The following is a 24,467-nucleotide window of genomic DNA, read 5'->3' on the forward strand; positions in this document are numbered from 1 at the left end:
GGAGGACTCGTGGGAGTCAGCCTCAGCAAGGGCGGCAACGTCTCGCTGACCAAGGCCGCGCCGAACCTGACGGCGGTCATCGTCGGTCTGGGCTGGGACGCCCGGACGACAACCGGCGGTGACTTCGACCTCGACGCCAGCGCGCTGCTGACGAACGCCGAGGGCAAGGTCGGCAGCGACGGGAATTTCGTCTTCTTCAACAACCTCAAGAGCCCCGACGGCTCGGTCGAGCACACCGGTGACAACCTCACCGGTGAGGGCGAGGGCGACGACGAGGTCATCAAGGTCAACCTGGCCGGAGTCCCGGCCGACGTCGACAAGATCGTCTTCCCGGTCTCGATCTACGAGGCCGAGAGCCGCCAGCAGAGCTTCGGCCAGGTGCGCAACGCGTACATCCGCGTGGTGAACGACGCGGACAACAGCGAGCTCGCCCGCTACGACCTGAGCGAGGACGCCTCGACGGAGACCGCCATGGTCTTCGGTGAGCTCTACCGCAACGGCGCGGAGTGGAAGTTCCGTGCCATCGGCCAGGGGTACGCCTCGGGTCTGCGCGGCATCGCGCAGGACTTCGGCGTCAACGTCTGAGCCGGTCCGGGGCACGCTCCGGACACCCACAGCTCCACCGCGTCCGGCGCCGCACGATGTGCGGCGCCGGACGCGCTCGGCAGGGCGCCCCGCGTCCGTCAGGCGCCCGTGCCGGGCCGTAACGACCTCGCCGCGACGCCACCGGCAATCGTGGGCGAGGTCTCGCAGGACCGTCCATCGACTCGGGGAGGACACACCATGGGCGTCACGCTCGCCAAGGGAGGCAATGTCTCCCTCTCCAAGGCCGCACCCAACCTCACGCAGGTGCTGGTCGGGCTCGGCTGGGACGCACGATCCACGACGGGAGCCGACTTCGACCTCGACGCCAGCGCACTGCTGTGCCAGTCGGGCCGGGTCCTCGGCGACGAGTGGTTCGTGTTCTACAACAACCTGACCAGCCCCGACGGCTCCGTCGAGCACACCGGCGACAACCTCACGGGGGAGGGTGAGGGCGACGACGAGTCCGTCATCGTGAACCTCACGCAGGTGCCGGCGCACTGCGACAAGATTCTTTTCCCGGTCTCGATCCATGAGGCCGACAATCGCGGGCAGACCTTCGGGCAGGTGGCCAATGCCTTCATCCGCGTGGTGAATCAGGCGGACGGACAGGAACTGGCGCGCTACGACCTCAGTGAGGACGCGTCGACGGAGACGGCGATGATCTTCGGTGAGCTCTACCGCTATGGCGGTGAGTGGAAATTCCGTGCAGTCGGACAGGGGTACGCGTCAGGGCTCCGGGGCATCGCTCTAGACTTCGGGGTCAACGTTTCGTAAAGCCGCGCACGGCGCGGGGGAGCCCCGTACTCAACCGGGGGAGACCCGTTACATACACGATGGGGTAGCCAGTGCTTCTGAAAACCTTCGGCTGGTCGTTCGCGGTCACCGCGATCGGTCTGGTCGCAGCGGTGTTCTACGGGGGGTGGCAGGCATTCGGCATCGTCGCGATCCTGTCGGTCCTCGAGATCTCGCTGTCCTTCGACAACGCGGTGATCAACGCCGGAATCCTGAAGAAGATGAATGCCTTCTGGCAGAAGATCTTCCTCACCATCGGCGTGATCATCGCGGTCTTCGGTATGCGGCTGGTCTTCCCCGTCGTGATCGTGGCCATCAGCGCGCAACTGGGTCCGATCGAGGCCATCGACCTCTCGTTCAACGACCCCGACCGCTACAAGGAACTGGTGACGGACGCCCATCCGTCGATCGCCGCCTTCGGTGGCATGTTCCTGCTCATGATCTTCCTCGACTTCATCTTCGAGGACCGTGACATCCAGTGGCTGCGCTGGATCGAGCGCCCGCTGGCCAAGCTCGGCAAGGTCGACATGCTGTCGGTCTGCGTCGCGCTCATCGTCCTGCTGGTCGCGTCCATGACGGTCGCGACCCACGCCCACCAGCACGGTGGCGGGCACGTCGACAAGGCCTCGACCGTCCTGCTCTCCGGCATCGCGGGCCTCATCACCTACCTCGTGGTCGGCGGTCTCTCCGGATTCTTCGAGGACAAGCTCGAAGAGGAGGAGGAGCGCGAGCACGAGGCCGAGGAAGAGGCCAGGAAGGCCGGGAAGCCGGCTTCTGCGGTGCTCCTCGCGGGCAAGGCCGCGTTCTTCATGTTCCTCTACCTCGAGGTCCTCGACGCGTCCTTCTCGTTCGACGGCGTCATCGGCGCCTTCGCCATCACCAACGAGATCGTCCTGATGGCGCTCGGCCTCGGTATCGGCGCCATGTACGTCCGTTCGCTCACCGTGTACCTGGTCCGCCAGGGCACGCTCGACGACTACGTCTACCTGGAGCACGGCGCGCACTACGCGATCGGCGCCCTGTCGGTCATCCTGCTCGTCACCATCCAGTACGAGATCAACGAGCTCATCACCGGTTCCGTCGGGGTCATCCTGATCGCCTGGTCCTTCTGGTCCTCGGTCCGGCGCAACAAGGCCATCGAGGCGGCCGGCGGCGACGGCGGCGACGGCTCGGATTCCAAGGCGGAAGTGTCCTCCGGGGTGTGACCCGGTAAGGATTGAGGAACGCTCTCTCTGCGGGGCGGCCACGGCGGCGGTTCTCCGGGAACACCCGGACCCGGCGCGGCGGCCGCCCCGCAGTGACGTGCGGGGTGTGTGGGCCGCAGGTGCGGGGCCGAGCGGTACTACCGATACATATGGGGGTTGGGATGGCCTTCTGGGACGGCCTGTTTCCGAGGCGGGCGTCGCAGTTCGAGTCGGGTAACTCCGCGACGAACTCGATCGTGCTCTCCAAGCGCAATGCCACGGTCTCGCTGAACAAGCAGGGCGCGCTGTCGGGCAATCTGCGCGTCAACCTGTCGTGGCGGATGCGTACGTCGGACATCGGCGGAAGGTCGCGGCAGAGCGGCCGGCTGCTGCGCCCGCTGAAGCTCTTCCAGCCCGACGTGGTCCAGGCGCACACCCAGGGCATGGTCAACGTCGACCTGGACCTGGGCTGCATGTACGAACTGGCGGACGGGACCAAGGGGGTCGTGCAGCCCCTGGGCAACCTCATCGGCGACCTGAACGCGGCCCCGTACATCAGGCTCAGCGGGGACGACCGCTTCGGGGCGCCGTCGGGCGAGACCGTCTACGTGAACCTCGACAAGCGCGACGAGATCAAGCGCCTGCTGTTCTTCGTGTACATCTACGACCAGACCCCGGCCTTCGACCGTACGCACGCCAAGGTGACGCTCTATCCGGGCAACGGCCCGCGCATCGAGATCGAGCTGGACGAGCGTGCCCCGCAGGCCCGTTCCTGCGCGGTGTTCACGGTGGAGAACGTCAAGGGCGAGCTGATCGTGCGCCGTGAGGTGAAGTTCGTGTACGGCTTCCAGTCGGAGCTGGACCGGATGTACGGCTTCGGCATGCAGTGGGGACGCGGCTACAAGACGCGGGCCTGAGTGCGCGCCGTGAAGGGCGGCCGCGCCTCCGGTTCACTACCGGAGGAACTGCGGGCCCTGCGGGGGGAGCACGAAATTCGGGTCGGCGGCGGGCGCCGCGGCGGCCGCGGGCTGCGGGTAGCCGTACCCCGGCGCGGCGGGCTGGGGGTAGCCGTAGGCGGGCTGAGGGGCCGCCGTGGGCTGCTGCGGGTAGCCGTACGCCGGCTGGGCCGCCGCGGGCTGGGGATAGCCGTACGCGGGCTGCTGGTGCTGGACCGTGGCCTGGGAGTCCGGAGCGGGCTGCTGGTGCTGCACCGTGGCCTGGGAGTCCGGGGCGGGCGGGAAGGACGCCGACGTGTCGGGAGTGCCGGGTACGGCCGCGGGGCCGGGCTCGGAGGCCGCCTCGGCCTCGTCCACCGAGATCCCGAAGGCGGTGGCCAGTCCGACGAGGCCCGTCGGGTATCCCTGCCCCACCGCCCGGAACTTCCAGCCGTCACCCCGCCGGTACAGCTCGCCGCAGATGACGGCGGTCTCCTCGCCGGTCTCGGCCCGCACATCGAAGACCGCGAGCGGCTCACCGTCGGCGGACGCCGCGTCGTACAGCGATATCCGCAGGTCCGTCACCCGCTCGAACGCCTCCTCGTCGCAGGACGCGGCGATGACCACCTGGTCCACGGAGGGGGCGAGCGAGGAGAGGTCCGCCTCGATCGTGTCGGTGAGCCCTTCGGGGGAACTGCGCTTGGGCAGCCGCCGCACGAGGCCCGAAGGGTGCCGCGGCTGGTTGTAGAAGACGAAGTCCTCGTCGGAACGCACCCGGCCGGAGGGCCCGATCAGCAGGGCGGATGCGTCCACATCAGGGACCCCGGCGCCCGGGGTCCAGCGCAGCACGGCCCGTACGGCCATGGCGTCGAGAGGGACGTTCGAGCCCTTCAGCATCGCGTGCGTCATGGCGGTCATCCTGCCTGCTCGGGGGGAGTCCGGACAACGCGGGGGTACGAACCAGTAGGCCAGGCACTGTTCGCGAGGGGCACGAAGGCGCGCCGCACGGGGTGTGAGATACGCCGGGGACACCCGAAGTTCACAAGGACGGGGAACTGGCGACACCTGTCCGAACGTACTATTACCGGCCACATGTTTGTCCGGTCCATCAGGCAGTACGGGGGAATCACATGCGTCATTTCGGGCACATCTCGCCCGCTGTCCGGGAGAGCCTGTTCTTCAGGGAGCCCTGCGAGTTCGACGCGGGTTCCCCCTCCCGAATGCTGTCCGCGGCCCTGGGCGCCACGCTCTACAGCCCCGCGACGCGCCCCAGGCTGGCCGACGACGTGATCAAGCAGGGCGGGCAGGGAGTCGTCTCCATGGTGCTCTGCCTGGAGGATTCCATCGACGACGCCGAAGTGACCGGCGCCGAGGCCAACCTGGTCCGGCAGTTCGCGGACATCGAGGCGCGCGGCGCCGATGTGCCCCTGCTCTTCATCAGGGTCCGTGAGCCGGAGCAGATCTCCGACCTCGTACGGCGGCTGGGAAGCTCCGTCCGATGGTTGTCCGGATTCGTACTTCCCAAATTCACGGAAGAGCGGGGCGAGCTCTTCCTGGAGGCCCTCACCGCGGCCGAAGCGGAGAGCGGACACCGGCTGTTCGCGATGCCCGTCCTCGAATCGCCCGAGCTGCTCCACCTGGAGACGAGGGGCGAAATCCTGCGGGGAATCGCCCGTACCGTCGACAAGTACCGCGAGCGGGTCCTCGCGCTGCGGCTGGGCGTCACCGACTTCTGCTCCGCCTACGGCCTGCGCCGGGCCCCCGACATGACGGCGTACGACGTCCAGATCGTCGGTGCCGTCATCGGGGACGTCGTCAACGTGCTGGGCAGGGCGGACGGCACCGGATTCACCATCACCGGCCCCGTATGGGAGTACTTCCGGCTCCAGGAGCGGATGTTCAAGCCCCAGCTGCGCCGCAGCCCCTTCATGGGGCAGGCCGAGGAGCTGCGCACCGCGCTCATCGAGCACGACCTCGACGGGCTGCTGCGCGAGATCGAGCTCGACCGGGCCAACGGGCTGCTCGGCAAGACCTGCATCCATCCGTCCCACGTCCTGCCGGTGCACGCCCTGTCGGTCGTCAGCCACGAGGAGTACAGCGACGCGCAGGACATCCTGCGCCCCGAGCGGGGCGGCGGCGGGGTGCTGCGCTCCGCCTACACGAACAAGATGAACGAAGTGAAGCCCCACCGCGCCTGGGCCGAGCGGACCCTCCAGCGCGCCGAGGTCTTCGGCGTGGCCCGCGAGGACGTCGGCTTCGTGGAGCTCCTGGCCGCCGGCGTGACGGCCTGAGCGCGGACATGGGCGAGCACGGGCGAGCAGCGGACGAGCACATACGGGAAGAAGAGGCAGTGGACGTGGAGTGGTCGGGTAACTGGGTCGCCGGGCGGCTCGGGGTCGAGCTCGTCGGCGACGGGGAGCTCAGGGAGCTGCTGGGCCTCGCCCTGCGCCGCAACCCGAAGCGGGCCCATCTGCTCGTCTCGAACGTCCTGGGCAAGCACGTGCCGCAGCGGCCGTCCGTCGTCCACGGCGCGGGCTTCGAGCTCGGCGAACGGGTGCGGAACCTGCTGGGCGAGGCGGAGGCCCGCCGCGCGGTCGTCCTCGGCTACGCGGAGACGGCGACGGGCCTCGGCCACGCCGTCGCGGACGGGCTCGGCGTGGCCCCGTACCTCCACTCGACCCGGCGCCCCGTCGCGGGCGTCGCCCAGGCCGGCGGCTTCGAGGAGGCGCACTCGCACGCCACCTCCCATCTGCTGCTGCCCGAGGACCCGGACCTGCTGCACGCCACCGCGGAGGGATCGCCGCTGGTCCTGGTCGACGACGAGTTCTCCACCGGCAACACCGTGCTCAACACCATCAGGGCCCTGCACGCGCGCTACCCCCGGGACCGGTACGTCATCGTCGCCCTGGTGGACATGCGCTCCGAGGCCGACCAGGGGCGGCTCGCCGAGTTCGCCGAGGAGATCGGCGCCCGCGTCGACCTGGTGGCCCGCGCCCGGGGCACCGTGCGGCTGCCCGAGGGGGTCCTGGAGAAGGGCCGGGCCCTGGTGGCGGCGTACGACGCGCAGGACGCCGAGCCCGCGGCGGACGAGGCCCCCGCGCCACGGTCCGCCCCCGTACGCGTCGCCCTGGACTGGCCGGCCGGGGTCCCCGACGGCGGACGCCACGGCTTCACCCCCGTCCACCGCGCCGCCCTGGAAGCCGCGCTCCCGGCCATGGGCGCCCGTATCGCCGACGCCCTGGGCGAGGCGCGCAGGGTGCTCGTCCTCGGCTTCGAGGAGCTGATGTACGCGCCGCTGCGGCTCGCCACCGCGCTGGAGGACGCCACCACGGCCGAGGTGCGCTACTCCACGACGACCCGCTCGCCGGTGCTCGCCGTGGACGACCCGGGCTACGCGATACGCAGCCGCCTCGTCTTCCCCGCCCACGACGACCCCGCCGACGGGCCGGGGGACCGGTACGCCTACAACGTCGCGGGCGGCGGATTCGACGCCGTCGTCGCCGTGGTCGACTCCACCGCCGACACCCCCGCCCTGCACGCCCCCGACGGACTGCTGGCCCGGCTCGCCGGCCACACCGACCAGGTCGTGCTCGCGGTCGTCCCCTCGTACGTTCCGTCGCCGACCCCCCACAGGCAGGAAGCCGTCATGCTGCCCGAACCCCTCCGGGGACCCGCCTTCTCCTCCTACGCGGCGGACGACGTCGGCTGGCTGCTCCAGGACCTCTCGGACACGGCCCTGGAGGCCCCCACGGAGGAGCGCGAGGAGGCCATCCAGAGCGGCGGCGCGCACTACGCCGAGTCGCTCCCCGTCGAGTACCAGCCCAGCCCGCAGTACCAGGAGCTGTTCAAGGCGGCTCTGGACACCTCGGCGGCCCGTATCGCCCGGGCCGTCGGCACGGTCACCGAGACGGTCCTCGCCGAGAGGGGGCCCCGCCCCGTCCTGGTCTCCCTGGCCCGGGCCGGCACCCCCGTCGGCGTTTTGATGCGCCGCTGGGCGCAGCACCGCCACGGCCTCGACCTGCCGCACTACGCCGTCTCCATCGTCCGGGGGCGCGGCATCGACGCCAACGCCCTGCGCTGGCTGGCCGCCCACCACGACCCGGCCGACGTCGTGTTCGTCGACGGCTGGACCGGGAAGGGCGCCATCACCCGCGAACTCGCGGCGGCGCTGGAGGAGTTCGCGGCCGCTCACCCTGAATGCGGGCGCTTCGACCCGGAGATCGCCGTACTGGCCGACCCGGGCGGCTGCGTACGGACGTACGGCACGCGCGAGGACTTCCTCATCCCGTCCGCCTGCCTCAACTCCACGGTCTCCGGGCTGATTTCCCGTACGGTGCTGCGCGCCGACCTGGTCGGGCCGCACGACTTCCACGGCGCGAAGTTCTACCGCGAACTCGCGGACACCGATGTCTCCGGCCTGTTCCTCGACACGGTCGCCGCCCGCTTCGACGAGGTCGCCGGCGCCGTGGACGCCGAGGCGAAGGAACTGCTCGCCGCGGACCGCGCGCCCACCTGGGAGGGCTGGGCCGCCGTCGAACGGATCAGCGAGGAGTACGGCATCCACGACGTCAACCTGGTCAAGCCCGGCGTCGGCGAGACGACCCGGGTGCTGCTGCGCCGCGTCCCCTGGAAGATCCTGGCCAAGCGGGGAGCCGGCGCCGACCTCGACCACGTACGACTGCTCGCCGAGCAGCGCGGTGTCCCGGTCGAGGAGGTCGGAGAACTCCCGTACACCTGCGTCGGGTTGATCCACCCCAAGTACACCCGGGGCGCCACCGGCGCGGACGGCACGGCGGTGACGGCGAAGTGAGCGAGAGCGTGAACACACCTGAGAGCCCGTCCGCCGACGCCCCCGGATCCGCCGGCGTACCCGGATCCGCCGGTGCCCCCGTGACGCTGGTGGCCAGCGACCTCGACCGCACCCTCATCTACTCGGCGGCGTCCCTCCAGCTGACCATGCCGGACGCACAGGCCCCGCGCCTGCTCTGCGTGGAGGTGTACGGCGGGGCGCCCCTCTCCTACATGACGGAGACGGCCGCCGCCCTGCTCGACGAACTCGCCCGCACCACGGTGTTCGTCCCGACCACCACCCGGACCCGGGAGCAGTACGGCCGCATCCACCTGCCAGGACCCGCCCCCCGGTACGCCATCTGTGCCAACGGCGGACACATCCTCGTCGACGGCGTCTCCGACCCGGACTGGCAGGACCACGTGGTCCGCCGGATCGCGGGCGAGTGCGCCTCCCTCGGGGAGGTCCGCGCCCACATCCAGGCGACGGCCCACCCCTCCTGGCTGCTCAAGGAACGGGTCGCCGAAGACCTCTTCGCCTACCTCGTCGTCGACCGCGGCGCCCTCCCCGAGGGCTGGGTCAAGGAGCTGACGGCCTGGGCGGACATCAAGGGATGGACCGTCTCCCTGCAGGGCCGTAAGGTCTACGCCGTTCCCAAGCCGCTCACCAAGAGCGCCGCGATGCACGAGGTGGCCCGCCGCTGCGGTGCCACGCTGACGCTCGCCGCCGGTGACTCGCTCCTGGACGCCGACCTGCTGATCGCCGCCGACCGGGCCTGGCGCCCGGGCCACGGCGAGCTCGCCGACTGCGGCTGGGGAGCGCCCACCACCGAGGTGCTCCGGGAGCGCGGCGGCGCCGCGGGCGAGGAGATCCTGCGCCGCTTCGTGCGGGCCGCCGACCCCCTGCGGGTGAGTCGCTGAGCACGCGCGAGCGATCTTCGGCAAGCTGGGCGGGCCGCCGACCGGAGGAGACGCGCATGACCAAGGGCAACCAAACCAAGATCACTGACGAGCTGTATGCGTACACGCTGGCCCACAACCCCCCGCTGGACGTGGTGCAGCGCGAGCTGGTGGAGACCACGTACGCCGAGCTGCCCGGCCACGCGGGCATGCAGTCCGCGCAGGAACAGGGACCGCTGCTGGCCTTCCTCGTGCGGCTGACGGGGGCCCGGCACATCGTGGAGGTCGGGACCTTCACCGGCTTCTCGGCGCTCTCCATGGCGCAGGCGCTGCCCCCGGGCGGGGTGCTCATCGCCTGCGACGTCTCCGAGGAGTGGACGGCGTACGGCCGGGACGCGTGGGAGCGGGCGGGCGTCGCCGACCGCATCGACCTGCGGATCGCGCCCGCCCTGGACACCCTGCGCGCGATGCCGGCCGAGCCGCACATCGACATGGCCTACCTGGACGCGGACAAGGGCAACTACGTCGCGTACTGGGAGGAGCTCGTCCCGCGCATGAGCCCCGGCGGGCTCGTCGTCACCGACAACGTGCTCTTCCACGGAGGCGTCACCGACCCGCTGGCCACCGGGAGCGCGGCCGCCATCAGGGGCTTCAACGACCATGTGGCCGCCGATGCCCGGATGGAGAGCGTGCTGCTGACCGTGGCGGACGGGCTGACGCTCTCACGCAAGAAGTAGCGTCAGCCGCAGCAGCCCCCGCCGCAGCAACCTCCACCGCCGCCGCCCGCGGGGGCGGAAGCCGGTGCGGAGGCTGAGGATCCCGAGCCGCCCACGGCCACGGTGGAGAGCAGCTTCACGGTGTCCTCGTGCCCGGCGGGGCAGGACGCGGGGTCGGATGACTCGGCCATCGGACGGCTGAGTTCGAACGTCTCGCCGCAGGGGCGGCAGCGGTACTCGTAACGAGGCATGGCCCCAGATTAGAGCCTCTTCCTCTCCACGGCCTCGGGCATCCGGGGCCGTGCGCGGCGCTGCTCCTTCTCGGCCTGCTCGGGGTGACGGGCCCGCCAGTACGGATTGTCGTGGGGCAGCCCGCCGCTGACCCTTCCGTACATGCCGAACATCATCAGCAACAGCCCGACCACGAAGCTGAACAGCACGTTCTGCATCTGGAAGGCCAGGAAGTTCATGCCGGTGTCCAGCAGAGCCAGATTCACGAACCCGCTGAGGATGAAGGCGATGCCCAGGACCATGTTCAGGGTCGACGCGAAGTTCCCGCCGATGACCATGCCGACGAAGAGCAGCAGCCCGACACAGATGGACAGGATGCTCAGCGCACCGTTGGTGTTGAGGCCCGCCACCGTGTCGCCGCCGGTGTCGAAGAAGCCGATGCGGTCGATGAGCCCCAGGATGCCGAAGGCGACGAGCAGCAGGCCCATCAGGCCGGCCCCCACCCGGTAGACCTGGCTGAGGCGATGGTCGACGGGCAGTTGTTCGTCGAGGAAACCCTTGCGGGGGGCGGGCTTGCCGCGCCGGCTCGGGGGATGCAGGACATGAGTGGCCATGACGGCCTCCTTCGGCCGTGTACGGCCAGGGACGCCTCAGCGGAAGCCGCTGCGTACCTCCAGGATCGGCCCACCGGCTGCCGGGGACAAATCAGGCCTTCCCCACCACTCGTACGGCGCGCTCAGGCGCCGCCTCCCAGCTCCTCGCGGATCGCGGAGACCACCCGGTTCGCCGTCTGCCGCACGGCCTCCGTCTCGGTGAGGAAGTGCCAGTAGTCCGGGTGGCGTCCGTCCAGCCCCTCGATCGCCCGCTCCAGCCGCGCCACCGCGTCGTCCAGCGGACGGGCATGGCGCGGGTCGGGCGTGTGGCGCCCGGCCATGGCGAGGCGCTGGGCGTCCCGGATCGCGAACCGGGTGCGCTCGATCTCCGCCTGCGGATTCTTGGCCACCGCGTCGAGCCGCCGCAGCCGGTCACCGGCGGCCGACACCGCCTCGTCGGTCGCGTTGAGCAGCGCCCGGACCGTACTCAGCCGGGACGTCGCATCGGCCCAGCGCTGCTCGGACCGCGCCTCGGCGGCCTCCGCCAGCTTCGCCTCGGCCTGCCGGACATTGACCACGGCCTGCTCGGGAACCGGCTGCAGATCCTGCCAGCAGGCGGCCGAGAAGCGCCGCCGGAGCTCGCTGAGCACCGGCTCGACCTGCCCGGCCCGCGTCGTCAGGGCCTGGGCGCGGGTACGCAGCGACACCAGCCTGCGGTCGATCTCGGCGGCCCGCTCGGGCAGCTGGTCCGCCTCCGCCCGGAGCGCCTCGGCGTCCCGCAGCACCTGATCGGCACGCTGCAGCGTCTCGGCCACACCGTGCTGCCCCGCACCCTGGTTGAGCTTGGTCAGCTCAGGGGCGAGCGCCGCGAGCCGGGCCGCGAGATCGTCCGCCCGCAGCCCCGAGGCACGTACGGCGTCCAGGGCGTTGCTCGCGGCGAGCAACGCCTGGCGGGCCCGCTCCACGGCGGGAGCGAGCCGCGCGAGCTGGGTCTCCGCACTGCTGAGCAGCGTCCCGAGGCCCTGGGCGAACCGGTCGAGCTCCCCCTTGACCCGTACGAGATCGTCCTTGGCCCGGGTCAGCTGGGTCCGCGCACCGGCCGCCGCCGAGGGCTCCAGATCGTCCCGGTCGAGGTCATGGGCGTCGACCGCGGTGATGTACTCATGACTGACCTCGTCGATCCGCCGGCCCAGCGCCGCGAAGTCCTCCACGGCCTTACGGGCGCGGGGCGAACTGTCCACCGCGGTGATCGTCTCTATGGAGATCCGCAGATCCCGCTGAGCGGTGTCCAGCTCGTAGAAGGCGGCGGCCGCCGCGTCCTTCGCCGCCTGCGCGTCGGCGCGCTGATTCTCCCCACGCCCCCCGAACCACCGGCGGGTGCCCCCGCCCGCGAAGGCGCCCGGCAGCGCGGCGGCGACCAGGGGAACCGGCAGCAGCATCAGCACCAGGACGTCCCTGACGGCGGAACCAACACCCGCTTTCACCCGCGGCCGCGTGTGTGTCGCCGTCACATCCCTCTCCCGTGCCGATCCGCCCTGCCCGGTTCATTCTCGCACCAGTTAGGACGAACGCACGGGCCGGTTAGTTCGCACTTCGGACGGTGACTTCACCGTTGTCGCTGCGCGCCTTCACCACGTGCTCGCTGCTGTCGCTGCGGGGCACCCTGACGGAGACCTCACCGTTGTCGGCCTCGGCGGACACCGCGTACGTACTCTTGCCGGCGGGCAGGTCGATGGCGATGCTCCCGTTGTCACTGACCGTGTCCACCAGATCAGGGACCCGGGTGAACCCGAGCCTGACCGACCCGTTGTCCGAGCGGGCGATCACGGAACTCCCCGAGATCCGCTCGGCTTCCACCGCGCCGTTGTCGGAGGCCAGCTCCAGCGGCCCGGAGGTATCACGCACCGTGACCTCGCCGTTGTCGGCGGAGATCTTGAGCGGGGCACTGAATCCGGTGGCGGTGACCTTCCCGTTGTCCCCCTGCACGGTCACGGCCAGCCCGCGGGGGACCTTCACCTGATGGTGCGCCTCACAGTTGCTGATCACCGCGTGACACTTCACCTCGAGCCTCAGCTCGTCCCCGTCGAGCTTCCACACGGGGTCGGGCCCACTGCCCAGCACGACCCATCCGTCGACCCGCCGGGTGACCTCGATCTGCTCCACATCGGCGGGCACGAGCTCCAGGGTCGAGTTCTCGGCATCGATGCTCAGCGCCTTCCCGCCGAAGGCGAACGACTTGTGCTCGGCGGGGGCGTCCTCCGCGTCCGTACTGCCACAGCCACTGAGCGCGGCCACGAGGAGCACGGCCCCGGCGGCGGCCACGAGTGCGTCGGTGCGTCGTGTACGGATGGTCATGATGTCGGATCCCCCTGAGAGCGCTGCCGGTGTGGCACCACCGTATGTACGGGCCCACCCCACGGACGATCCGGACGGCTACCGTCTCGGGGGTGGGGATAGCCCCCGTACGGCCTCAGCGGTTGGATGCCCGGGGAGCGGCGGGGCGGAGACCCGGGGAGGCGGCAGCCCTGTGGCCAGGAGGGGCGGCCGGACCGGCCGGGAACCGGATTGCGGCCGGGGGGCCTGGGCCATGTAACCTGTTGCCTCATCCACGGGTGCGTAGCTCAGGGGTAGAGCGCTGCTCTTACAAAGCAGATGTCGGCGGTTCGAAACCGTCCGCGCCCACCAGCAGTAAGCACGACGAAGGCCCAGGCCACCGGTACAGAACCGGGAGCCTGGGCCTTGTTCGTTACTCAGCCGCGAGGGCGGGAAAGAGGCGTCGTGCCAGTCACGTGCCAGATGCGTCGCCGGGCTCTGCCGGCCGGACCTTTCTGATCTGCTCGTCGACGTGAGCGGCTATCGCCTGGTCACGGCCGTTCACCAGGTGCTGGTAGATCAGCGCGGCACGCACCGACGAGTGCCCCATTCGCTGCATCAGCTCGCGGGTAGTCGCACCGCCGGTCGCGGCGAGGGTGTTTCCGGTGTGGCGCAGATCGTGGAAGTGGACGTCTCCCAGGCCGGTCGCCTCCAGCGCCCGTAGCCACAGGCGGCGGAAGTTGTTCCGGCGAAGCTGCCCGCCCCTTGCTCCCGTGAAGACGAGCCCAGTGCGCCCCGGCTCGGCGTAGGCGGCGAGGTGCGCAGCCAGGCTTTCCGTCAACGAGGCCGGGAAGGCGACAGTACGCACACCGGCCGCGCTCTTTGGTGCCTTGACCAGGATGCCGTCCGTGCGGGTCTCGGCCAGGGCACGCCGTACTGCGACGGTTCGCCGTTCGAGGTCGACGTCATGGCGCTGGAGCGCGGCCAGCTCCCCGAAGCGGAGGCCGGTGAAGGCCGCCAGGAGGATGAACACCCGGAAGCGCGCGGGCACGGCGTCGGCGAGCTGGAAGACCTCGGTGACATCGAGGAAAGGCCGCTCTGCGGTCTTGGCCGCGCCAGCGCCCTTGATACGGCAGGGGTTGCGCTGGATCACCTCGTCGTCGACCGCGGTGTTCATGATGGCGCGGAGGATCTGATACGCCTTGGCCACCGTCGCCTCACCGACACCGGACTCCAGGAGGCCGGCACGCCAGCGGCGGATCTGCGGTGTCGTGATCTCGCTCAGGACCAGGTTCGCGAAGGTCGGCAGGATGTGGAGGCGTAGCGCGCTGCCGTTGCGCTCGCGGGTGGTCGCCGCGTAGTCGCGTTCCTTGAACCAGGCATCGGCGTACACGCCGAACAGGACCTTGTCGTCCGGGTTCTTCCATCGCCCGTCGAGGATCTCCGCTTCCTTGCGGACGAGCCACCGATCAGCATCGGTCTGAGTGGGGAAGGTCTCCGACGCCGAACGCAACAGACCGTCCGGGCCGGGATACCGGGCTTGAAAGCGGCCGGACGGCAACTTGCGGACCGAACCGAACCGGCGGCGTTTGCCCTTTTGGTTCGCCATCAGGCCACCGCCCCGAACCGGCGGCGAACCGAAACCACTGGTTGAACCGTATTGGCAGCCACGAAGTCCGCCAAGGCCCGCTCAGGGATGCGGACATGTCGCCCCACCTTGACGAACACAATGCGTCGCTCGGCGATCAGACGACGTGGGAATCGTTCCGTCGTTCCGAGGTACGAGGCGACCTCTGAAACGTTCATCAGCCGGTCCTTCATGCTTCGGCCCCTTCCAGAGCGAGTTGGTCTTGCAGTTCGGCGCGGTGTTCGCGGGCGTGGTCGCGGTTGTGTTGGATGTCGCGGTGGATGTTGGCGGCGAGCCAGGATTCGCCGGGTGTGTGGCCGTGGCCGGCGTAGGCCCAGTGCGCGAGCGTGAGCGTGGGGGCTTCCGGGTTGCCGTCCGGGTCGGGAAGGCCGAGGGCTTCACGTTGCTGTGCGGCTCGGTAGTCGGCCCGGACCTGGCGAAGAGCCCCGAGGGTGGTGGAGTAGCGGCGTGACTTGGTGGAGAAGTGGCCGCGGAAGCCGAGCATGTGCGCCCAGTCGCGGAGCTTGCGATCCGGGTAGGCGTGGTGGAGGTCGAGGCACGCTTCGATAAGCCGGCGCGGGTGCTCGGGCACGTCGAGCAGCACCAGGGCTTCCTTGTTGCCGATCCGGTGGTCGACGGTGCCGGTCGTCTCGGCTGCTTTCGTGGCGTACTTCGCGACGTAGGAGGCAACGGCTTGCTCGGTGAGGTCCTCACCGTTGCCGAACGCGCGGATGGGCTGGACGTCGAGCTGCGTGCCCCAGTGCAGCACCCAGTCCTTGACGATTCCGGCAGCCGGGTTGGCCGGCACGGTGACTTCGACCCGGGCGGCAGCCGCGCGAATGGCGTCGTCGAGGAGTTCGAGGGTGGCCCAGGCCGGAGGCGGCGAATCCGGGCCGTCGGGTCCGTCGAAGCGGATCACCGCGTGAAAGTGCACGGCACCGCGCTTTTGGTACTCGGCGACCTTGCCGAAGGACAGCCGGGACTGTTCGCGGGCGGCCTTCTGGGTGAGGCCGGCGCGGCGGGCGATTTCGCGGCGGAGGTAGATCGTGAAGTAGCGCCAGAGGTCGGAGGCGTGGTTATTCCACAACACCGCACCGGCGTAGTCGTACCGGTCGAGGTCGAGCGGGGTACCGAGTTCGGGGGCGGTCTCCGGGTGGTGGGTGCCGCAGCGGCAGGGCCGGTTTCCGGGCCGGTTGTGGACCGGGCCGAACGACGGGGCGGTGAGGGTGGCGAAGACGCGGGGGTGATCGCGGATGGTGGTCGGGGTGCCTTTGTCGGGGTCTCCGGTGAGTCCGGCGCGGATGAGGTGGTAGGTGTCGCCTGCGTAGGTCCAGGCGCAGGCGGGGCAGCGGGAGGCGCGGCGGTTGCCGCAGGCGATGCGTAACCGGCCGCCGGGCTCGGTGTCGGTCGTGTAGTGGTGCAGGAGGGTGCCGGTTGCCCGGTCGGTGGTCTTGGTGGCGCCGGTGAGGTGGATGGGCTGTGCGCATCCCCCAGTGCGGCGGATCTGCTCGTTCCAGCGGTCGAAGTCCGCGGAGCCGGCCACCCGGAGCAGATCGCCCAGAGTGGCCGGGTCCAGACCCGCCGCGGTGACGGGGTCGGTCATACGAGCACCTCTTGCCGGCAGGTGAGGAACGCGGTTCCGATCCACTTCGTGTAGGCCGGGGGGATCGCTTCGGTGAGTTCCTCGCGGACGTCGGTCCAGGTGATGCCCATCGCCGCTTGCATTTCGGGCACGGTGGCTTTGCCGCCGCCGGAGCCGTACGGGGCGACGTAGGGCCCTTCCCGGTAGACGCCGTGGCGGTGGCCCCGCACGTAACCGCGGTGAGCGGGGTGGACGGGTCGGGGGGCCATCCAGCCGCCGAGTTCGAAGTTGCGGTGGCGCAGGACACCCAGGCCGAACATTTCCCCGCACAGGGACAGGTCTTTGCGGATGGTGGCGCGGCCGTTGGGCTGCTCGATCACGTACGGCAGTCCGGTCAGCTCCAGCAGGGCCCGGGTGGGGGCGACGAGGTCGGCGTGTGTTCCGCCCCAGCCCTGTGCCCGGTTGGTGCCCACGGTGAGGGCGCACTGTGCCTGGCAGGGCGGGGAGGCGTGCACGAGGGCGTACCGCTCGATCTCCCTGGTGGCGACGAGGTGAGTGAGACGGTCGAGGGCGTCGCCCTGGTGGTAGGGAAAGGGGTAGTTGGGGCGGTGGGCGATGTCGACGCCGTCGACGTCGAAGCCGGCGCGGTGGTAGCCCATGGCGGCACCGCCGGCGCAGGAGAAGAGGTCGAGGACGCGAGGCCGGTTGTCGGTCATCGGTTGTCCTTGGGCGGGTGGTTGTCGATCCACTCTTCGGCGCAGACCTTGTGGACGGGCTTGCCGCGGTCGGAGCGCAGCGGGGTGGGTTTGTCGCAGAGCACGCAGGGCTTGTCGCCGGTGGGGTCGAAGTGCTTCTTGTCGCTCCAGTCCAGGAGGGCCATGGGGATCACGCCCCGGTACGGGCGTAGGCGCGGGCGGGGGAGGTGTGGCCGGTGCCGTTGCAGGCGGGGCAGTCGGCGGTGATGGTCTGCCGGTGCCCGGTGGGGGTGGTCTGTCCGGTGGTGATGGCGACCTGGGGGAAGCCGTCGCAGTGGGCGCAGATCGGCCGGGGGCGGGTGTTGTCGGGCATGATGGGGTCTCCCTTTCGGGTCCGTTGGATCTGGATGGGGTTGGGCGCCCGGGGCGGCGGAAGTTTGGCGACCGAGGCCGTCCCGGGGGCCGGTTAAGGGCGCAGGGTGTTGTTGCGCCGGCCGTGGCCTTTGACCGCGTACATCGCGGCGTCAGCGGCGGACAGGGCGTCGGTGAGGGTGCGTACGGGCAGGTCGGTCAGGTGGCAGAAGCCGACCGAGGCGGCGACCGGGATGACCAACCCGCGGTAGGTGACCGGGCGGTGCAGCGCTTCGTGCAGTGCGGTGGCGCCGGGGACGTTGGCCGGGTCGGTGATGATGGCGGCGAATTCGTCGCCCCCGAGGCGGGCGGCAATGCCGTGCCCTGCGACCCAGTCGGCGAGCCGGGCGGCGGTGGCGGTGATGACCGCATCGCCGGCGAGGTGGCCGTGGGTGTCGTTGATGGCCTTGAAGTCGTCCAGGTCCACGAGCAGGGCCAGGGCGCGGGGTGAGCGGGTGGCGATGCATTCGGCGCGGGTCGTCCAGCCGGCGCGGTTGTGGAGACCGGTGAGCGGATCCCGGCGGGCGGTGGAGAGGCGGCGGGTGAGCAGGCTGCCGTGCAGGGCCCACCCGAGGGCGGGTAACGCCGCGGCGATGACGGGCAGCTCCACGACGGTCACCGCCCCTGGTGGTTGTTGAGGAGCGTGCGCAGGACGACGGCGCAGATCGCGACGGACGCGGCGGTGATGGCGACCGCGAGGAGCATCGAGACCAGGACCGCGCCGACGACGAGGACCACACCGGTCCCGCCCGCGGCGGCGACGATCAGGGCACCGGGGGTGAGCTGGACCGAGGGCTGGCCGACCGGGTCCTGAGCGGGCACGGGTGCGGGGGCCGGTGCGGTGGTGGGGTGGCAGGTGCAGGCCGGGGGGTGCACGAGGCCGGTGAGCGGGCGGACGAGGGACGTGTCCGCGGTGGGGGCCGTGTCCGGGGTCGGGTACTTCGGGGTGAACATGGGTTCTCCTCTCAGGGGTTGCAGCGGTGGGTTTTGGCGGCGAGTTCGGCGGCGGCGCGGCCGTGGTAGTCGGCGGAGAAGTTGCAGCCGGGGGCGGTGCAGGCCGCGGTGTGCTTGGTCCGGCCCCGGCCGTCGTAGTGCGTGCCGACCTGGACAGGGCCGATACGGATCACGTCGGTGAAGCGGTTCGGACGCGGCATGACGAAACGTCCTTTCGGTTAGACGAGTTGGGCGTTGATGGCGTCAGCCAGCGGGGCCGGGACGCCGAGGCGAGCGCGGAGGGTGGCCGAGTCGATCCGGGCGCCGGTCGTCGCGTGATGCGTGTCCGCGACCTTCCGGGCGTGATCGAGCAGGGCCGGCGGAACAGCCATGGTCGGCGGCGCTGTCGCCGGAGCCGAGGCAGCAGCCCGGGCAGAGGCCAGCGGGAGTTCGGGGGCAGGCTCGGGAGCGCGTTCCACCGTGACGTTCGGGGCCGGTTCGGGGTCCGGGGCAGCCAGCGGTGCAGCGGTCGGGGCTGCGGGGGCGGGTGTGGTGGGTGTGTGGGCGAGGAGGGTGCCGCCGAGGAAGGCGAGGGCGGGCCAGCCGGCGACGAGGATGCGGAGCCAGGCCGGGACGTTGGCGAGGTCGAGGAGTCCGGCGGTGGCGATGTTCGCGCCGAGCGACGCGGCCAGGGCGATGACGAACCAGATCCAGGCGGCGCGGTTGTCGGCGTGGGTGCGCATGCGGCGCCAGGCGGCGACGAGGAGCAGGTCCACGCTGATCGGGTAGGCCCAGGCTTTCCAGCCGTCCTGTCCGGCCGCTTCGGCCAGGTCATGCAGGTGAGCGAAAGACAGAGCACCGGCAATGACGGCTTGGACCAGGACGGCATCCAGGCGAACACGAGACATGGGATCACCTCCTTTCGGGGTAGGCCGGGGCCGGGCGGGATGTGGTGGTCTCCGCCCGGCACCCGGGGCGTTGGGGTCAGGCGTCGGGGTCGGTGCCGGAGCCGAGGCAGTTGAGGCAGAGGCCGTCCTGCTGGCCGACCGGGCGGCGCTTGCGACCGACGCGCACCGTGGTGGGGACGTTTCCGGTCCCGCCGCACGGCTTGCAGACAGCTGGCTCGTCGAGGGCCGTGGGGTTCTTCTTGGGCTTGGTGGTCCGTGGGGCCATGACGTGGGTCCTTCCGGTTCCGGGCATGGGCGGGGTAGGGACCTGGCGCGAGACGGTCACGCCAACCGGCGGTGCGGAGGGGTGTTACTCAGTGACCGGCCGCGGATTGACCAGCGGCGAAGCCGGAGCCGAGGCAGTGCGGACGACCGGGCGGAACGGGGCCAAGGCCGGGACGTCGGGGGTCATGTGCGCGTATGCGTGGCAGGTGGCCACGGCGTCGGCGGCGCTCAGTTCGGGGGTGCGGATGCGGGACCAGCCGCCGGAGGCGTCGCCGGCCACAGCCACACCGGGGCGATCCGGCGCAATGGTGGTGACGGCGTAGACGGCATCGGGGGCGATGTCGCCGAGGCCCATGTCCGCCGTCTGCTTGTCGTTGACCCGGTGGATGACACGGCCGGTGAGCTGGGCACGGAGCATCGTGGCGCCCTTGCCGAGCTCGGAGCCGAAGCGCTGCCCGCAGATCTCCAGATAGATCCCGACCGCACGGGCCATCTGCGCGAGGCGCACCAGGTGCATCACCATGCGGTCCCGGCGTTCCTCATCCTTCTTGACCGCGGTCAGGAACAGTTCGGCGACCTCGTCCACCAGCACCACCACCGGCACCGGCCGCACCTTCACGGGCAGGTCCCAGAGATCCGAGACCCCGTGAGCGCTGAGGATGTCGAAGCGGTCCTCCATCTCCCGGACCAGGACTTCCAGGAGCTGTGAGGCTTCGTCCGGGGTGACCGCGAGGGCGGAGAGGCGGGGTGCGTAGCCGCGTTGTTCGACACCGCGCTTGCAGTCGATCCCGACCAGGCCGACCGGGAGCTTGGCGAGGCCGGTGATCAGGTTGCGCTGGAACATCGACTTGCCCGACTGGTTCGCGCCCAGGGTCAGGCTGTGCGGGATCTTCGTGTAGTCGCGGACGAACGCGGTCCCGTCCTCCCGCAGCGCCACCGGCACCACCAACGGGCCCGAGGCGACCGTGCGGGGCAGCCGGCGGGGCATCTTCACCCGGCGCAGCACGTCATACCCGGTCATGCGGAGTTCGACGAAGCCAGGCTTGGTCTCGACGACGTGGACGGAGTGGACGCCCCAGGCGTGCCGCAGACGCTCGGAAGCGGCGGCGACGTCGGCGGGCTCAAGGCCGGCGGGGAGGCGGAGGGTGACCCGCATGCCGGTGGAGGAGCCGCGGACCCGGCGAACCTTCGGCGGGACCGGCTGCACATCGGGGCGGCGGGCCACGTTGCGGACCATGAACGACCGCAGGCGGGACGGCTGGACCGTCAGCCCGCACACATCCATCGTGGATCGGTACGTGGCGGCGAAGCGGACCCGGGCGACCGGCAGACCGGCCAGCGACCAGAACACACGAGGAGCGTGCACCTTTGCATAGCCGAGACCGCCGGCAGCCGATAAGGCCCCCGCCACCTCGATCACCGTGGTCAGGTCCGACATGGTCAGGCACCCGCCGTGATGGCCACCGCGCGGAAGCTGATCCCGTGCCGGGTCTGCCCGTTGAACGTGTTCTCCCAGTCCCGCGCCTTGAGGCCGATGACCGTGACCGGCGTCCCCGGGGTCAGATTCTCCGGGACCCCCGTGCTCGGCACCGTCACCTGGTAGAGGTTGCCCTCCCCCTCGTCCGAGATCAGCAGACCCACCGTCGCGAGCGGAGCACCGGTCTCCCGGTCCATCGCGATCTCACCGGTCTGCTTACTCACGAGCTTCGGCGTCGGAGGCGTCGCAACGAACACGACAGCGGTCGAAACATCGATCTTGAACGACGGCATAGCGTCTCCCTCATCGCGCTGGGGCAGCATGAGGATCGCCAACCCCAACTGGCTTGAGCCACTTACTGGCTTAAGCCAGTTGAGCATGTGTCGGTGTGCTCGTCAAGCTTCTGGCTTGAGCCAGTTGCTAGGCTGACCGCATGACCTCGTCCGAGCCCCCTACTCAGCAGCCAGCAAGCAGGCGCATCGCGGAAGAACTACGTCGGCAGATCCACGCTGGCGAGATCGCGACCGGAGAAAAATTGCCTTCGGAACGCGTGCTGGCGGAGAGGTACGGGGCAGCGCGCAATACGGCGCGCGAGGCTGTGCGCCTGCTCGCGGAGCAGGGTCTCGTCACCGCGAAGCACGGGCGGGGCGTGTTCGTCCGGGAACCGCGGAGGCTCTTCAGGTTCGGCAGCGATCGCTACTCGATCAAGAATCGCGAGACCGGGCTGACTCCGTTCAGGCTCGAAGCTAAGCGCCAGGGCAAGACGCCGAGGATTGACGTCCCATCCATCGCCCGTGAAACTCCTCCCCTCGACGTAGCCGAGCGTCTCGGCGTGCCGGCCGACGAGCAGAGCGTTGTGCACCGGGAGAACCACTACTTCGCGGACGATGAACCCGTACAAATCGTCTCGACATACCTGCGCTGGGACGAAGCGAAGGACACGCTTCTCATGCAGCCCAAGACCGGCAAAGACGGGATCTACGGGCGACTTGAGGAGCTCGGGCACGTCATGACGCGGGTACGTGACGAGATCAGCGCCCGGATGCCGTCACCCGAGGAAGCCGCGATTCTCCAACTACTACCGGGCGTTCCGATCCTTGAAGTGCTGCACACCAGCCTCGACCAGGACCTGAAGCCGTTTGAAGTGTCCCGATACGTGCACCGAGCTGACCAGACTGGTCTGCTCTATGAACTGCCAGTTGAGTAAGCAGAGGACGAAAGGCCACCATGCCAAAGCCTATGGTCCGTCGGCGCGAAGCCCGCGACCTTGCCGAAGTCGCAGAGGTTTTGATCGCGGTGCACAAATCCGATGGCTATCCCGTTGAGGGCGTTGAGGACCCTCAAGGATGGCTTTCTCCCGACGGTCTTCTGGCGGCGTGGGTTGCCGAACTGGACGGGCATGTGGTGGGGCACGTGGCAGTCAACAGTCCTCGGTCAGGAGACGAGGTTGCATACCTCTGGAGCGAGAAGAGTGGTGCCGCCCCCTCGCAGGTAGGCGTACTAGCAAGGCTCTTCGTCGCCAGTGATGCACGCAAGGGCTCCGCAGGGCAGCACCTCATGGACGCAGCAGCGTCCTACGCCAGAGCGAACAATCTGCGCTTGGTCCTTGAGGTGTTGACGAAGGATGCCGCAGCGATCCGCTTGTACGAGCGCCTCGGCTGGCAGCGATTCGGCGAGACAGAACATACCTTCGCCGGCGAGCGCTTTGATGCGGTCTGCTTCGTGGCACCCGCCTGACAACGAGAGCTGTTACAGGTTTCTCTACCTCATCAAGGCACCCGGCTGCGCTCCGCTCCGCCGGGCGCGCTTCCCGGCTCTGGCTGCGCCCGCGCTCCTGCCTTCGGCCCGCTCGGCGCTGCCGCCGCCGACGCGCGCCCGTAGTGGATAGGCCCGTTGGGCATGAGACGAGAACCACGCCCGCGGCTTCAAGACATGCCTCCGGCGGGGGCGCTCCGGCACCGGGATGGCGATGGCGCCGTTCGCGAGTGCCGGCCGGAGCGTGGTGAGCGTCGTGGTGGCTCCCATCCCGACCACCTTCGACCCAGGCAGAGCCGAGCGGTCGTGGTCCAGGGCGTCAAGGTCGTTCGTACAGTGGCGCGCTCCACCTTGACGCCCTGGACCACGACCGCTCCACGACGTGTGGGTCGAAGGCGGACGGGATGGGAGCCGGGGCGAGTGGTGGGTAGAAAGTGAGCGATCTCCACACCGCCGTTGGCTATTCAGCCAAGACTTGCGGCAACTCCGCGAGCCGGCTAATTACGCGCGTGCCAAACCTGACATCCAGCTTGGCCACCTTGAAGAGATGGCCCCACTGTCGCTCTGTAACGACGATATCTGCGTAGGGAACTGCCACGGCAAGAGAAGTCAAGTCGATGTGGTCATGCTGTTGCCACGACCATTGAAGGTTTCGGTGCTTCAGGCGACGCGCTTCATATCTGACAGCAACGGACGGCATGGCCAACAAAAACCCTTTAACTGCCTCCGGCCCTCCCATCTCAAGTAGTCTCCCGTAGACGTTGAGCGGATTAATTCCCAGATCCGTCGCGGCCTCATGCACATCTTCCGATATTTCAACCAGATCCTGAGCAGCAATCAATTGATCGAGCTTCCCCTTCTTTTTTGGATTAGATGCCAGGTGATTGGACAGGGCTTGCTCCTGCTCGGCGTATGAGGAACCGATCCTGTGCTGACCTCGCGTATCCCAGTCCTCATGGATCATCGAGTCATCCTCGTTGCCTGCCAGAGACCACCACTCGTAGGCATCGTTGGGCAGAGATCGCACCTGCTCCAAAAGTTCCAGGAGCTCAGGCTCAGGCTCTAGGGGATCACCTTCGGAAGCACCCTCAGAGGCAACTCGACTGACTAGCCGTAGACGCCCTGTGGGTGACGCGAAAGCGTGATCGACGCCACGACCGAGAATTTTATCCATGATGGCGCTGGAGTCCGTGCCCTCAGAATCGAACCCGAGATATTGGGTGAGGGCATGCTCTATCTCCCAACGTTGCACGCGATGCGCCGGAGACAAAGAAGAAAACTGCGAAAGTTCACGCATAACTCGTGCCAAGTCATACCTGGATTTCGAATTCGATCGATGCCATGTTTCAAGGTAATGACCTGCCGAGAGAGGGACCACTATGCTCCCTGACTGCACGGCCTCTCGGAGGGCGTTAGCGGCATTGAGGGAAGGTGAATCCGCGCCACTCTTCTCAGCTTTTAGTAGCTCGATCCACTTGTTTTGGTCAAGGTAGACGATCTTTTTAGGCCCCATACAGGGATTCTGGCAGAACGCAGGCCAGAACTCTGCCCACTTTTAGATCCAACGCACGACGGAGCACCGGGCATCCGGCCCCCGAAGCGGTCGTCACTCGACCTCGTGCCCGGCCCGTGCCCGCGAGAGCGGTACGCCACGGTCAACGACGGATGCCGAGGAGGGCTCCGGCAGCCTTCCTGAGCTTGATTGTGGACTGGGTAGAGACCCGTCTGGGCCATCGCGAGCGGCTGAACTAGTGCTAAGTCGCGAGCGCGGGGCCCGG

At 69.4% G+C, this 24,467-nt stretch carries 29 protein-coding genes and 1 tRNA gene; 11 read left to right on the forward strand and 19 right to left on the reverse strand.

Translation table 11 applies throughout. The features are described from left to right. Positions 1-9: 9 nt before the first annotated feature. The 4 genes from ACIRD8_RS01120 to ACIRD8_RS01135 all read left to right on the forward strand — a co-directional run bounded on the left by ACIRD8_RS01120 (position 10) and on the right by ACIRD8_RS01135 (position 3,478). Positions 10-585: a TerD family protein gene (locus tag ACIRD8_RS01120; protein WP_403984691.1), complete on the forward strand. Its 576-nt coding sequence runs from the start codon at positions 10-12 to the stop codon at positions 583-585. Positions 586-783: 198 nt separating this feature from the next. Continuing rightward, positions 784-1,359, forward strand: a complete 576-nt coding sequence (locus ACIRD8_RS01125; protein WP_322985414.1) for a TerD family protein — start codon at positions 784-786, stop codon at positions 1,357-1,359. A gap of 71 nt (positions 1,360-1,430) precedes the next feature. Further along, on the forward strand, positions 1,431-2,582 hold the full coding sequence (locus tag ACIRD8_RS01130; RefSeq protein WP_403984693.1) for a DUF475 domain-containing protein: 1,152 nt from the start codon (positions 1,431-1,433) through the stop codon (positions 2,580-2,582). Between the two features lie 161 nt (positions 2,583-2,743). Next, a complete protein-coding gene (locus tag ACIRD8_RS01135) occupies positions 2,744-3,478 on the forward strand; it encodes a Tellurium resistance (RefSeq protein WP_403984695.1) in 735 nt (244 codons plus the stop codon). A gap of 36 nt (positions 3,479-3,514) precedes the next feature. On the opposite strand, the gene ACIRD8_RS01140 is transcribed toward ACIRD8_RS01135, so the two are convergent. After that, positions 3,515-4,405 carry a TerD family protein gene (locus ACIRD8_RS01140; protein ID WP_403984697.1) on the reverse strand — a complete coding sequence of 297 codons (891 nt, stop codon included), beginning with the start codon at positions 4,403-4,405 and terminating at the stop codon, positions 3,515-3,517. 221 nt (positions 4,406-4,626) lie between these two features. Here ACIRD8_RS01140 and ACIRD8_RS01145 point away from each other — a divergent pair, with 221 nt between their 5' ends. The 4 genes from ACIRD8_RS01145 to ACIRD8_RS01160 are packed head-to-tail and all read left to right on the forward strand — an operon-like array spanning position 4,627 to position 9,921. After that, the gene (locus ACIRD8_RS01145) at positions 4,627-5,787 is read left to right on the forward strand and encodes an HpcH/HpaI aldolase/citrate lyase family protein (RefSeq protein WP_403984699.1); all 1,161 of its coding nucleotides are present in this window, start codon (positions 4,627-4,629) and stop codon (positions 5,785-5,787) included. 8 nt (positions 5,788-5,795) lie between these two features. Continuing rightward, positions 5,796-8,306, forward strand: coding sequence for a phosphoribosyltransferase (locus ACIRD8_RS01150; RefSeq protein WP_403984701.1), 2,511 nt, complete (start codon positions 5,796-5,798; stop codon positions 8,304-8,306). Next, positions 8,303-9,205 carry an HAD family hydrolase gene (locus ACIRD8_RS01155; protein WP_403984703.1) on the forward strand — a complete coding sequence of 301 codons (903 nt, stop codon included), beginning with the start codon at positions 8,303-8,305 and terminating at the stop codon, positions 9,203-9,205. Before ACIRD8_RS01150 ends, ACIRD8_RS01155 begins: the two co-directional genes overlap by 4 nt. Before the next feature lie 56 nt (positions 9,206-9,261). After that, entirely contained in the window at positions 9,262-9,921 is a 660-nt protein-coding gene (locus ACIRD8_RS01160) for an O-methyltransferase (protein ID WP_403984705.1), read from the forward strand. Between the two features lie 2 nt (positions 9,922-9,923). Here the strand turns inward: ACIRD8_RS01160 and ACIRD8_RS01165 are convergent, their stop codons facing one another. The 4 genes from ACIRD8_RS01165 to ACIRD8_RS01180 all read right to left on the reverse strand — a co-directional run bounded on the left by ACIRD8_RS01165 (position 9,924) and on the right by ACIRD8_RS01180 (position 13,079). Continuing rightward, positions 9,924-10,151 (reverse strand): zinc ribbon domain-containing protein, encoded by a 228-nt coding sequence (locus ACIRD8_RS01165; RefSeq protein ID WP_403984707.1) that lies wholly within the window; start codon positions 10,149-10,151, stop codon positions 9,924-9,926. A gap of 9 nt (positions 10,152-10,160) precedes the next feature. Further along, positions 10,161-10,745 (reverse strand): DUF4383 domain-containing protein, encoded by a 585-nt coding sequence (locus tag ACIRD8_RS01170; protein WP_403984709.1) that lies wholly within the window; start codon positions 10,743-10,745, stop codon positions 10,161-10,163. Between the two features lie 122 nt (positions 10,746-10,867). Beyond that, positions 10,868-12,235: a hypothetical protein gene (locus tag ACIRD8_RS01175; protein ID WP_403984711.1), complete on the reverse strand. Its 1,368-nt coding sequence runs from the start codon at positions 12,233-12,235 to the stop codon at positions 10,868-10,870. 70 nt (positions 12,236-12,305) lie between these two features. Then, on the reverse strand, positions 12,306-13,079 hold the full coding sequence (locus ACIRD8_RS01180) for a DUF4097 family beta strand repeat-containing protein (protein ID WP_403984713.1): 774 nt from the start codon (positions 13,077-13,079) through the stop codon (positions 12,306-12,308). A 255-nt stretch (positions 13,080-13,334) separates the two neighbouring features. Between ACIRD8_RS01180 and ACIRD8_RS01185 the strand changes: the two genes are divergently transcribed. Next, positions 13,335-13,409 (forward strand) — tRNA-Val (locus ACIRD8_RS01185). Between the two features lie 100 nt (positions 13,410-13,509). Here the strand turns inward: ACIRD8_RS01185 and ACIRD8_RS01190 are convergent. The 13 genes from ACIRD8_RS01190 to ACIRD8_RS01250 form a co-directional block, all read right to left on the reverse strand. Beyond that, the gene (locus ACIRD8_RS01190; RefSeq protein WP_403984715.1) at positions 13,510-14,646 is read right to left on the reverse strand and encodes a tyrosine-type recombinase/integrase; all 1,137 of its coding nucleotides are present in this window, start codon (positions 14,644-14,646) and stop codon (positions 13,510-13,512) included. Beyond that, complete coding sequence (locus tag ACIRD8_RS01195) at positions 14,646-14,858, reverse strand: excisionase family DNA-binding protein (protein WP_403984717.1); 213 nt, start codon at positions 14,856-14,858, stop codon at positions 14,646-14,648. Before ACIRD8_RS01195 ends, ACIRD8_RS01190 begins: the two co-directional genes overlap by 1 nt. Continuing rightward, entirely contained in the window at positions 14,855-16,267 is a 1,413-nt protein-coding gene (gene repSA, locus ACIRD8_RS01200) for a replication initiator protein RepSA (RefSeq protein WP_403984719.1), read from the reverse strand. The genes ACIRD8_RS01195 and repSA overlap by 4 nt, the downstream gene beginning before the upstream one ends. Next, complete coding sequence (locus ACIRD8_RS01205; protein ID WP_403984721.1) at positions 16,264-16,962, reverse strand: DNA methylase; 699 nt, start codon at positions 16,960-16,962, stop codon at positions 16,264-16,266. The genes repSA and ACIRD8_RS01205 overlap by 4 nt, the downstream gene beginning before the upstream one ends. Beyond that, a complete protein-coding gene (locus tag ACIRD8_RS01210) occupies positions 16,959-17,126 on the reverse strand; it encodes a hypothetical protein (RefSeq protein WP_403984723.1) in 168 nt (55 codons plus the stop codon). Before ACIRD8_RS01210 ends, ACIRD8_RS01205 begins: the two co-directional genes overlap by 4 nt. 5 nt (positions 17,127-17,131) lie before the next feature. Further along, positions 17,132-17,314 carry a hypothetical protein gene (locus ACIRD8_RS01215; RefSeq protein ID WP_403984725.1) on the reverse strand — a complete coding sequence of 61 codons (183 nt, stop codon included), beginning with the start codon at positions 17,312-17,314 and terminating at the stop codon, positions 17,132-17,134. A gap of 93 nt (positions 17,315-17,407) precedes the next feature. Further along, on the reverse strand, positions 17,408-17,962 hold the full coding sequence (locus tag ACIRD8_RS01220; RefSeq protein ID WP_403985607.1) for a GGDEF domain-containing protein: 555 nt from the start codon (positions 17,960-17,962) through the stop codon (positions 17,408-17,410). A gap of 5 nt (positions 17,963-17,967) precedes the next feature. Then, positions 17,968-18,306, reverse strand: a complete 339-nt coding sequence (locus ACIRD8_RS01225) for a SpdD protein (protein WP_403984727.1) — start codon at positions 18,304-18,306, stop codon at positions 17,968-17,970. An 11-nt stretch (positions 18,307-18,317) separates the two neighbouring features. Beyond that, positions 18,318-18,506: a mobile element transfer protein gene (locus ACIRD8_RS01230; RefSeq protein WP_386320233.1), complete on the reverse strand. Its 189-nt coding sequence runs from the start codon at positions 18,504-18,506 to the stop codon at positions 18,318-18,320. Positions 18,507-18,524: 18 nt separating this feature from the next. Next, complete coding sequence (locus tag ACIRD8_RS01235) at positions 18,525-19,193, reverse strand: DUF2637 domain-containing protein (protein WP_403984729.1); 669 nt, start codon at positions 19,191-19,193, stop codon at positions 18,525-18,527. A 76-nt stretch (positions 19,194-19,269) separates the two neighbouring features. After that, the gene (locus tag ACIRD8_RS01240; protein ID WP_403984731.1) at positions 19,270-19,458 is read right to left on the reverse strand and encodes a hypothetical protein; all 189 of its coding nucleotides are present in this window, start codon (positions 19,456-19,458) and stop codon (positions 19,270-19,272) included. An 84-nt stretch (positions 19,459-19,542) separates the two neighbouring features. Next, positions 19,543-20,895 (reverse strand): FtsK/SpoIIIE domain-containing protein, encoded by a 1,353-nt coding sequence (locus tag ACIRD8_RS01245; protein ID WP_403984733.1) that lies wholly within the window; start codon positions 20,893-20,895, stop codon positions 19,543-19,545. Between the two features lie 2 nt (positions 20,896-20,897). Further along, the gene (locus tag ACIRD8_RS01250) at positions 20,898-21,227 is read right to left on the reverse strand and encodes a hypothetical protein (RefSeq protein WP_033249554.1); all 330 of its coding nucleotides are present in this window, start codon (positions 21,225-21,227) and stop codon (positions 20,898-20,900) included. Between the two features lie 140 nt (positions 21,228-21,367). On the opposite strand from ACIRD8_RS01250, the gene ACIRD8_RS01255 reads away from it, so the two are divergent. Both ACIRD8_RS01255 and ACIRD8_RS01260 read left to right on the forward strand, forming a co-directional pair. Further along, complete coding sequence (locus tag ACIRD8_RS01255; RefSeq protein ID WP_403984735.1) at positions 21,368-22,141, forward strand: GntR family transcriptional regulator; 774 nt, start codon at positions 21,368-21,370, stop codon at positions 22,139-22,141. Positions 22,142-22,161: 20 nt separating this feature from the next. Next, entirely contained in the window at positions 22,162-22,671 is a 510-nt protein-coding gene (locus tag ACIRD8_RS01260) for a GNAT family N-acetyltransferase (protein ID WP_403984737.1), read from the forward strand. Positions 22,672-23,149: 478 nt separating this feature from the next. Here the strand turns inward: ACIRD8_RS01260 and ACIRD8_RS01265 are convergent, their stop codons facing one another. Continuing rightward, complete coding sequence (locus tag ACIRD8_RS01265) at positions 23,150-23,986, reverse strand: hypothetical protein (RefSeq protein WP_403984739.1); 837 nt, start codon at positions 23,984-23,986, stop codon at positions 23,150-23,152. Between the last annotated feature and the right edge of the window lie 481 nt (positions 23,987-24,467).

Source organism: Streptomyces sp. NPDC102451, assembly GCF_044765485.1.
GTDB lineage: Bacteria > Actinomycetota > Actinomycetes > Streptomycetales > Streptomycetaceae > Streptomyces.

Bases quoted from the DNA above. Each gene is read 5' to 3' on its own strand.
- ACIRD8_RS01125 (WP_322985414.1), top strand. From the start codon at position 784: ATGGGCGTCACGCTCGCCAAGGGAGGCAATGTCTCCCTCTCCAAGGCC.
- ACIRD8_RS01135 (WP_403984695.1), top strand. From the start codon at position 2,744: ATGGCCTTCTGGGACGGCCTGTTTCCGAGGCGGGCGTCGCAGTTCGAG.
- ACIRD8_RS01140 (WP_403984697.1), bottom strand. From the start codon at position 4,405: ATGACGCACGCGATGCTGAAGGGCTCGAACGTCCCTCTCGACGCCATG.
- ACIRD8_RS01145 (WP_403984699.1), top strand. From the start codon at position 4,627: ATGCGTCATTTCGGGCACATCTCGCCCGCTGTCCGGGAGAGCCTGTTC.
- ACIRD8_RS01150 (WP_403984701.1), top strand. From the start codon at position 5,796: ATGGGCGAGCACGGGCGAGCAGCGGACGAGCACATACGGGAAGAAGAG.
- ACIRD8_RS01160 (WP_403984705.1), top strand. From the start codon at position 9,262: ATGACCAAGGGCAACCAAACCAAGATCACTGACGAGCTGTATGCGTAC.
- ACIRD8_RS01165 (WP_403984707.1), bottom strand. From the start codon at position 10,151: ATGCCTCGTTACGAGTACCGCTGCCGCCCCTGCGGCGAGACGTTCGAA.
- ACIRD8_RS01170 (WP_403984709.1), bottom strand. From the start codon at position 10,745: ATGGCCACTCATGTCCTGCATCCCCCGAGCCGGCGCGGCAAGCCCGCC.
- ACIRD8_RS01180 (WP_403984713.1), bottom strand. From the start codon at position 13,079: ATGACCATCCGTACACGACGCACCGACGCACTCGTGGCCGCCGCCGGG.
- ACIRD8_RS01190 (WP_403984715.1), bottom strand. From the start codon at position 14,646: ATGGCGAACCAAAAGGGCAAACGCCGCCGGTTCGGTTCGGTCCGCAAG.
- ACIRD8_RS01195 (WP_403984717.1), bottom strand. From the start codon at position 14,858: ATGAAGGACCGGCTGATGAACGTTTCAGAGGTCGCCTCGTACCTCGGA.
- repSA (WP_403984719.1), bottom strand. From the start codon at position 16,267: ATGACCGACCCCGTCACCGCGGCGGGTCTGGACCCGGCCACTCTGGGC.
- ACIRD8_RS01205 (WP_403984721.1), bottom strand. From the start codon at position 16,962: ATGACCGACAACCGGCCTCGCGTCCTCGACCTCTTCTCCTGCGCCGGC.
- ACIRD8_RS01210 (WP_403984723.1), bottom strand. From the start codon at position 17,126: ATGGCCCTCCTGGACTGGAGCGACAAGAAGCACTTCGACCCCACCGGC.
- ACIRD8_RS01215 (WP_403984725.1), bottom strand. From the start codon at position 17,314: ATGCCCGACAACACCCGCCCCCGGCCGATCTGCGCCCACTGCGACGGC.
- ACIRD8_RS01225 (WP_403984727.1), bottom strand. From the start codon at position 18,306: ATGTTCACCCCGAAGTACCCGACCCCGGACACGGCCCCCACCGCGGAC.
- ACIRD8_RS01230 (WP_386320233.1), bottom strand. From the start codon at position 18,506: ATGCCGCGTCCGAACCGCTTCACCGACGTGATCCGTATCGGCCCTGTC.
- ACIRD8_RS01235 (WP_403984729.1), bottom strand. From the start codon at position 19,193: ATGTCTCGTGTTCGCCTGGATGCCGTCCTGGTCCAAGCCGTCATTGCC.
- ACIRD8_RS01240 (WP_403984731.1), bottom strand. From the start codon at position 19,458: ATGGCCCCACGGACCACCAAGCCCAAGAAGAACCCCACGGCCCTCGAC.
- ACIRD8_RS01245 (WP_403984733.1), bottom strand. From the start codon at position 20,895: ATGTCGGACCTGACCACGGTGATCGAGGTGGCGGGGGCCTTATCGGCT.
- ACIRD8_RS01250 (WP_033249554.1), bottom strand. From the start codon at position 21,227: ATGCCGTCGTTCAAGATCGATGTTTCGACCGCTGTCGTGTTCGTTGCG.
- ACIRD8_RS01255 (WP_403984735.1), top strand. From the start codon at position 21,368: ATGACCTCGTCCGAGCCCCCTACTCAGCAGCCAGCAAGCAGGCGCATC.
- ACIRD8_RS01260 (WP_403984737.1), top strand. From the start codon at position 22,162: ATGCCAAAGCCTATGGTCCGTCGGCGCGAAGCCCGCGACCTTGCCGAA.
- ACIRD8_RS01265 (WP_403984739.1), bottom strand. From the start codon at position 23,986: ATGCGTGAACTTTCGCAGTTTTCTTCTTTGTCTCCGGCGCATCGCGTG.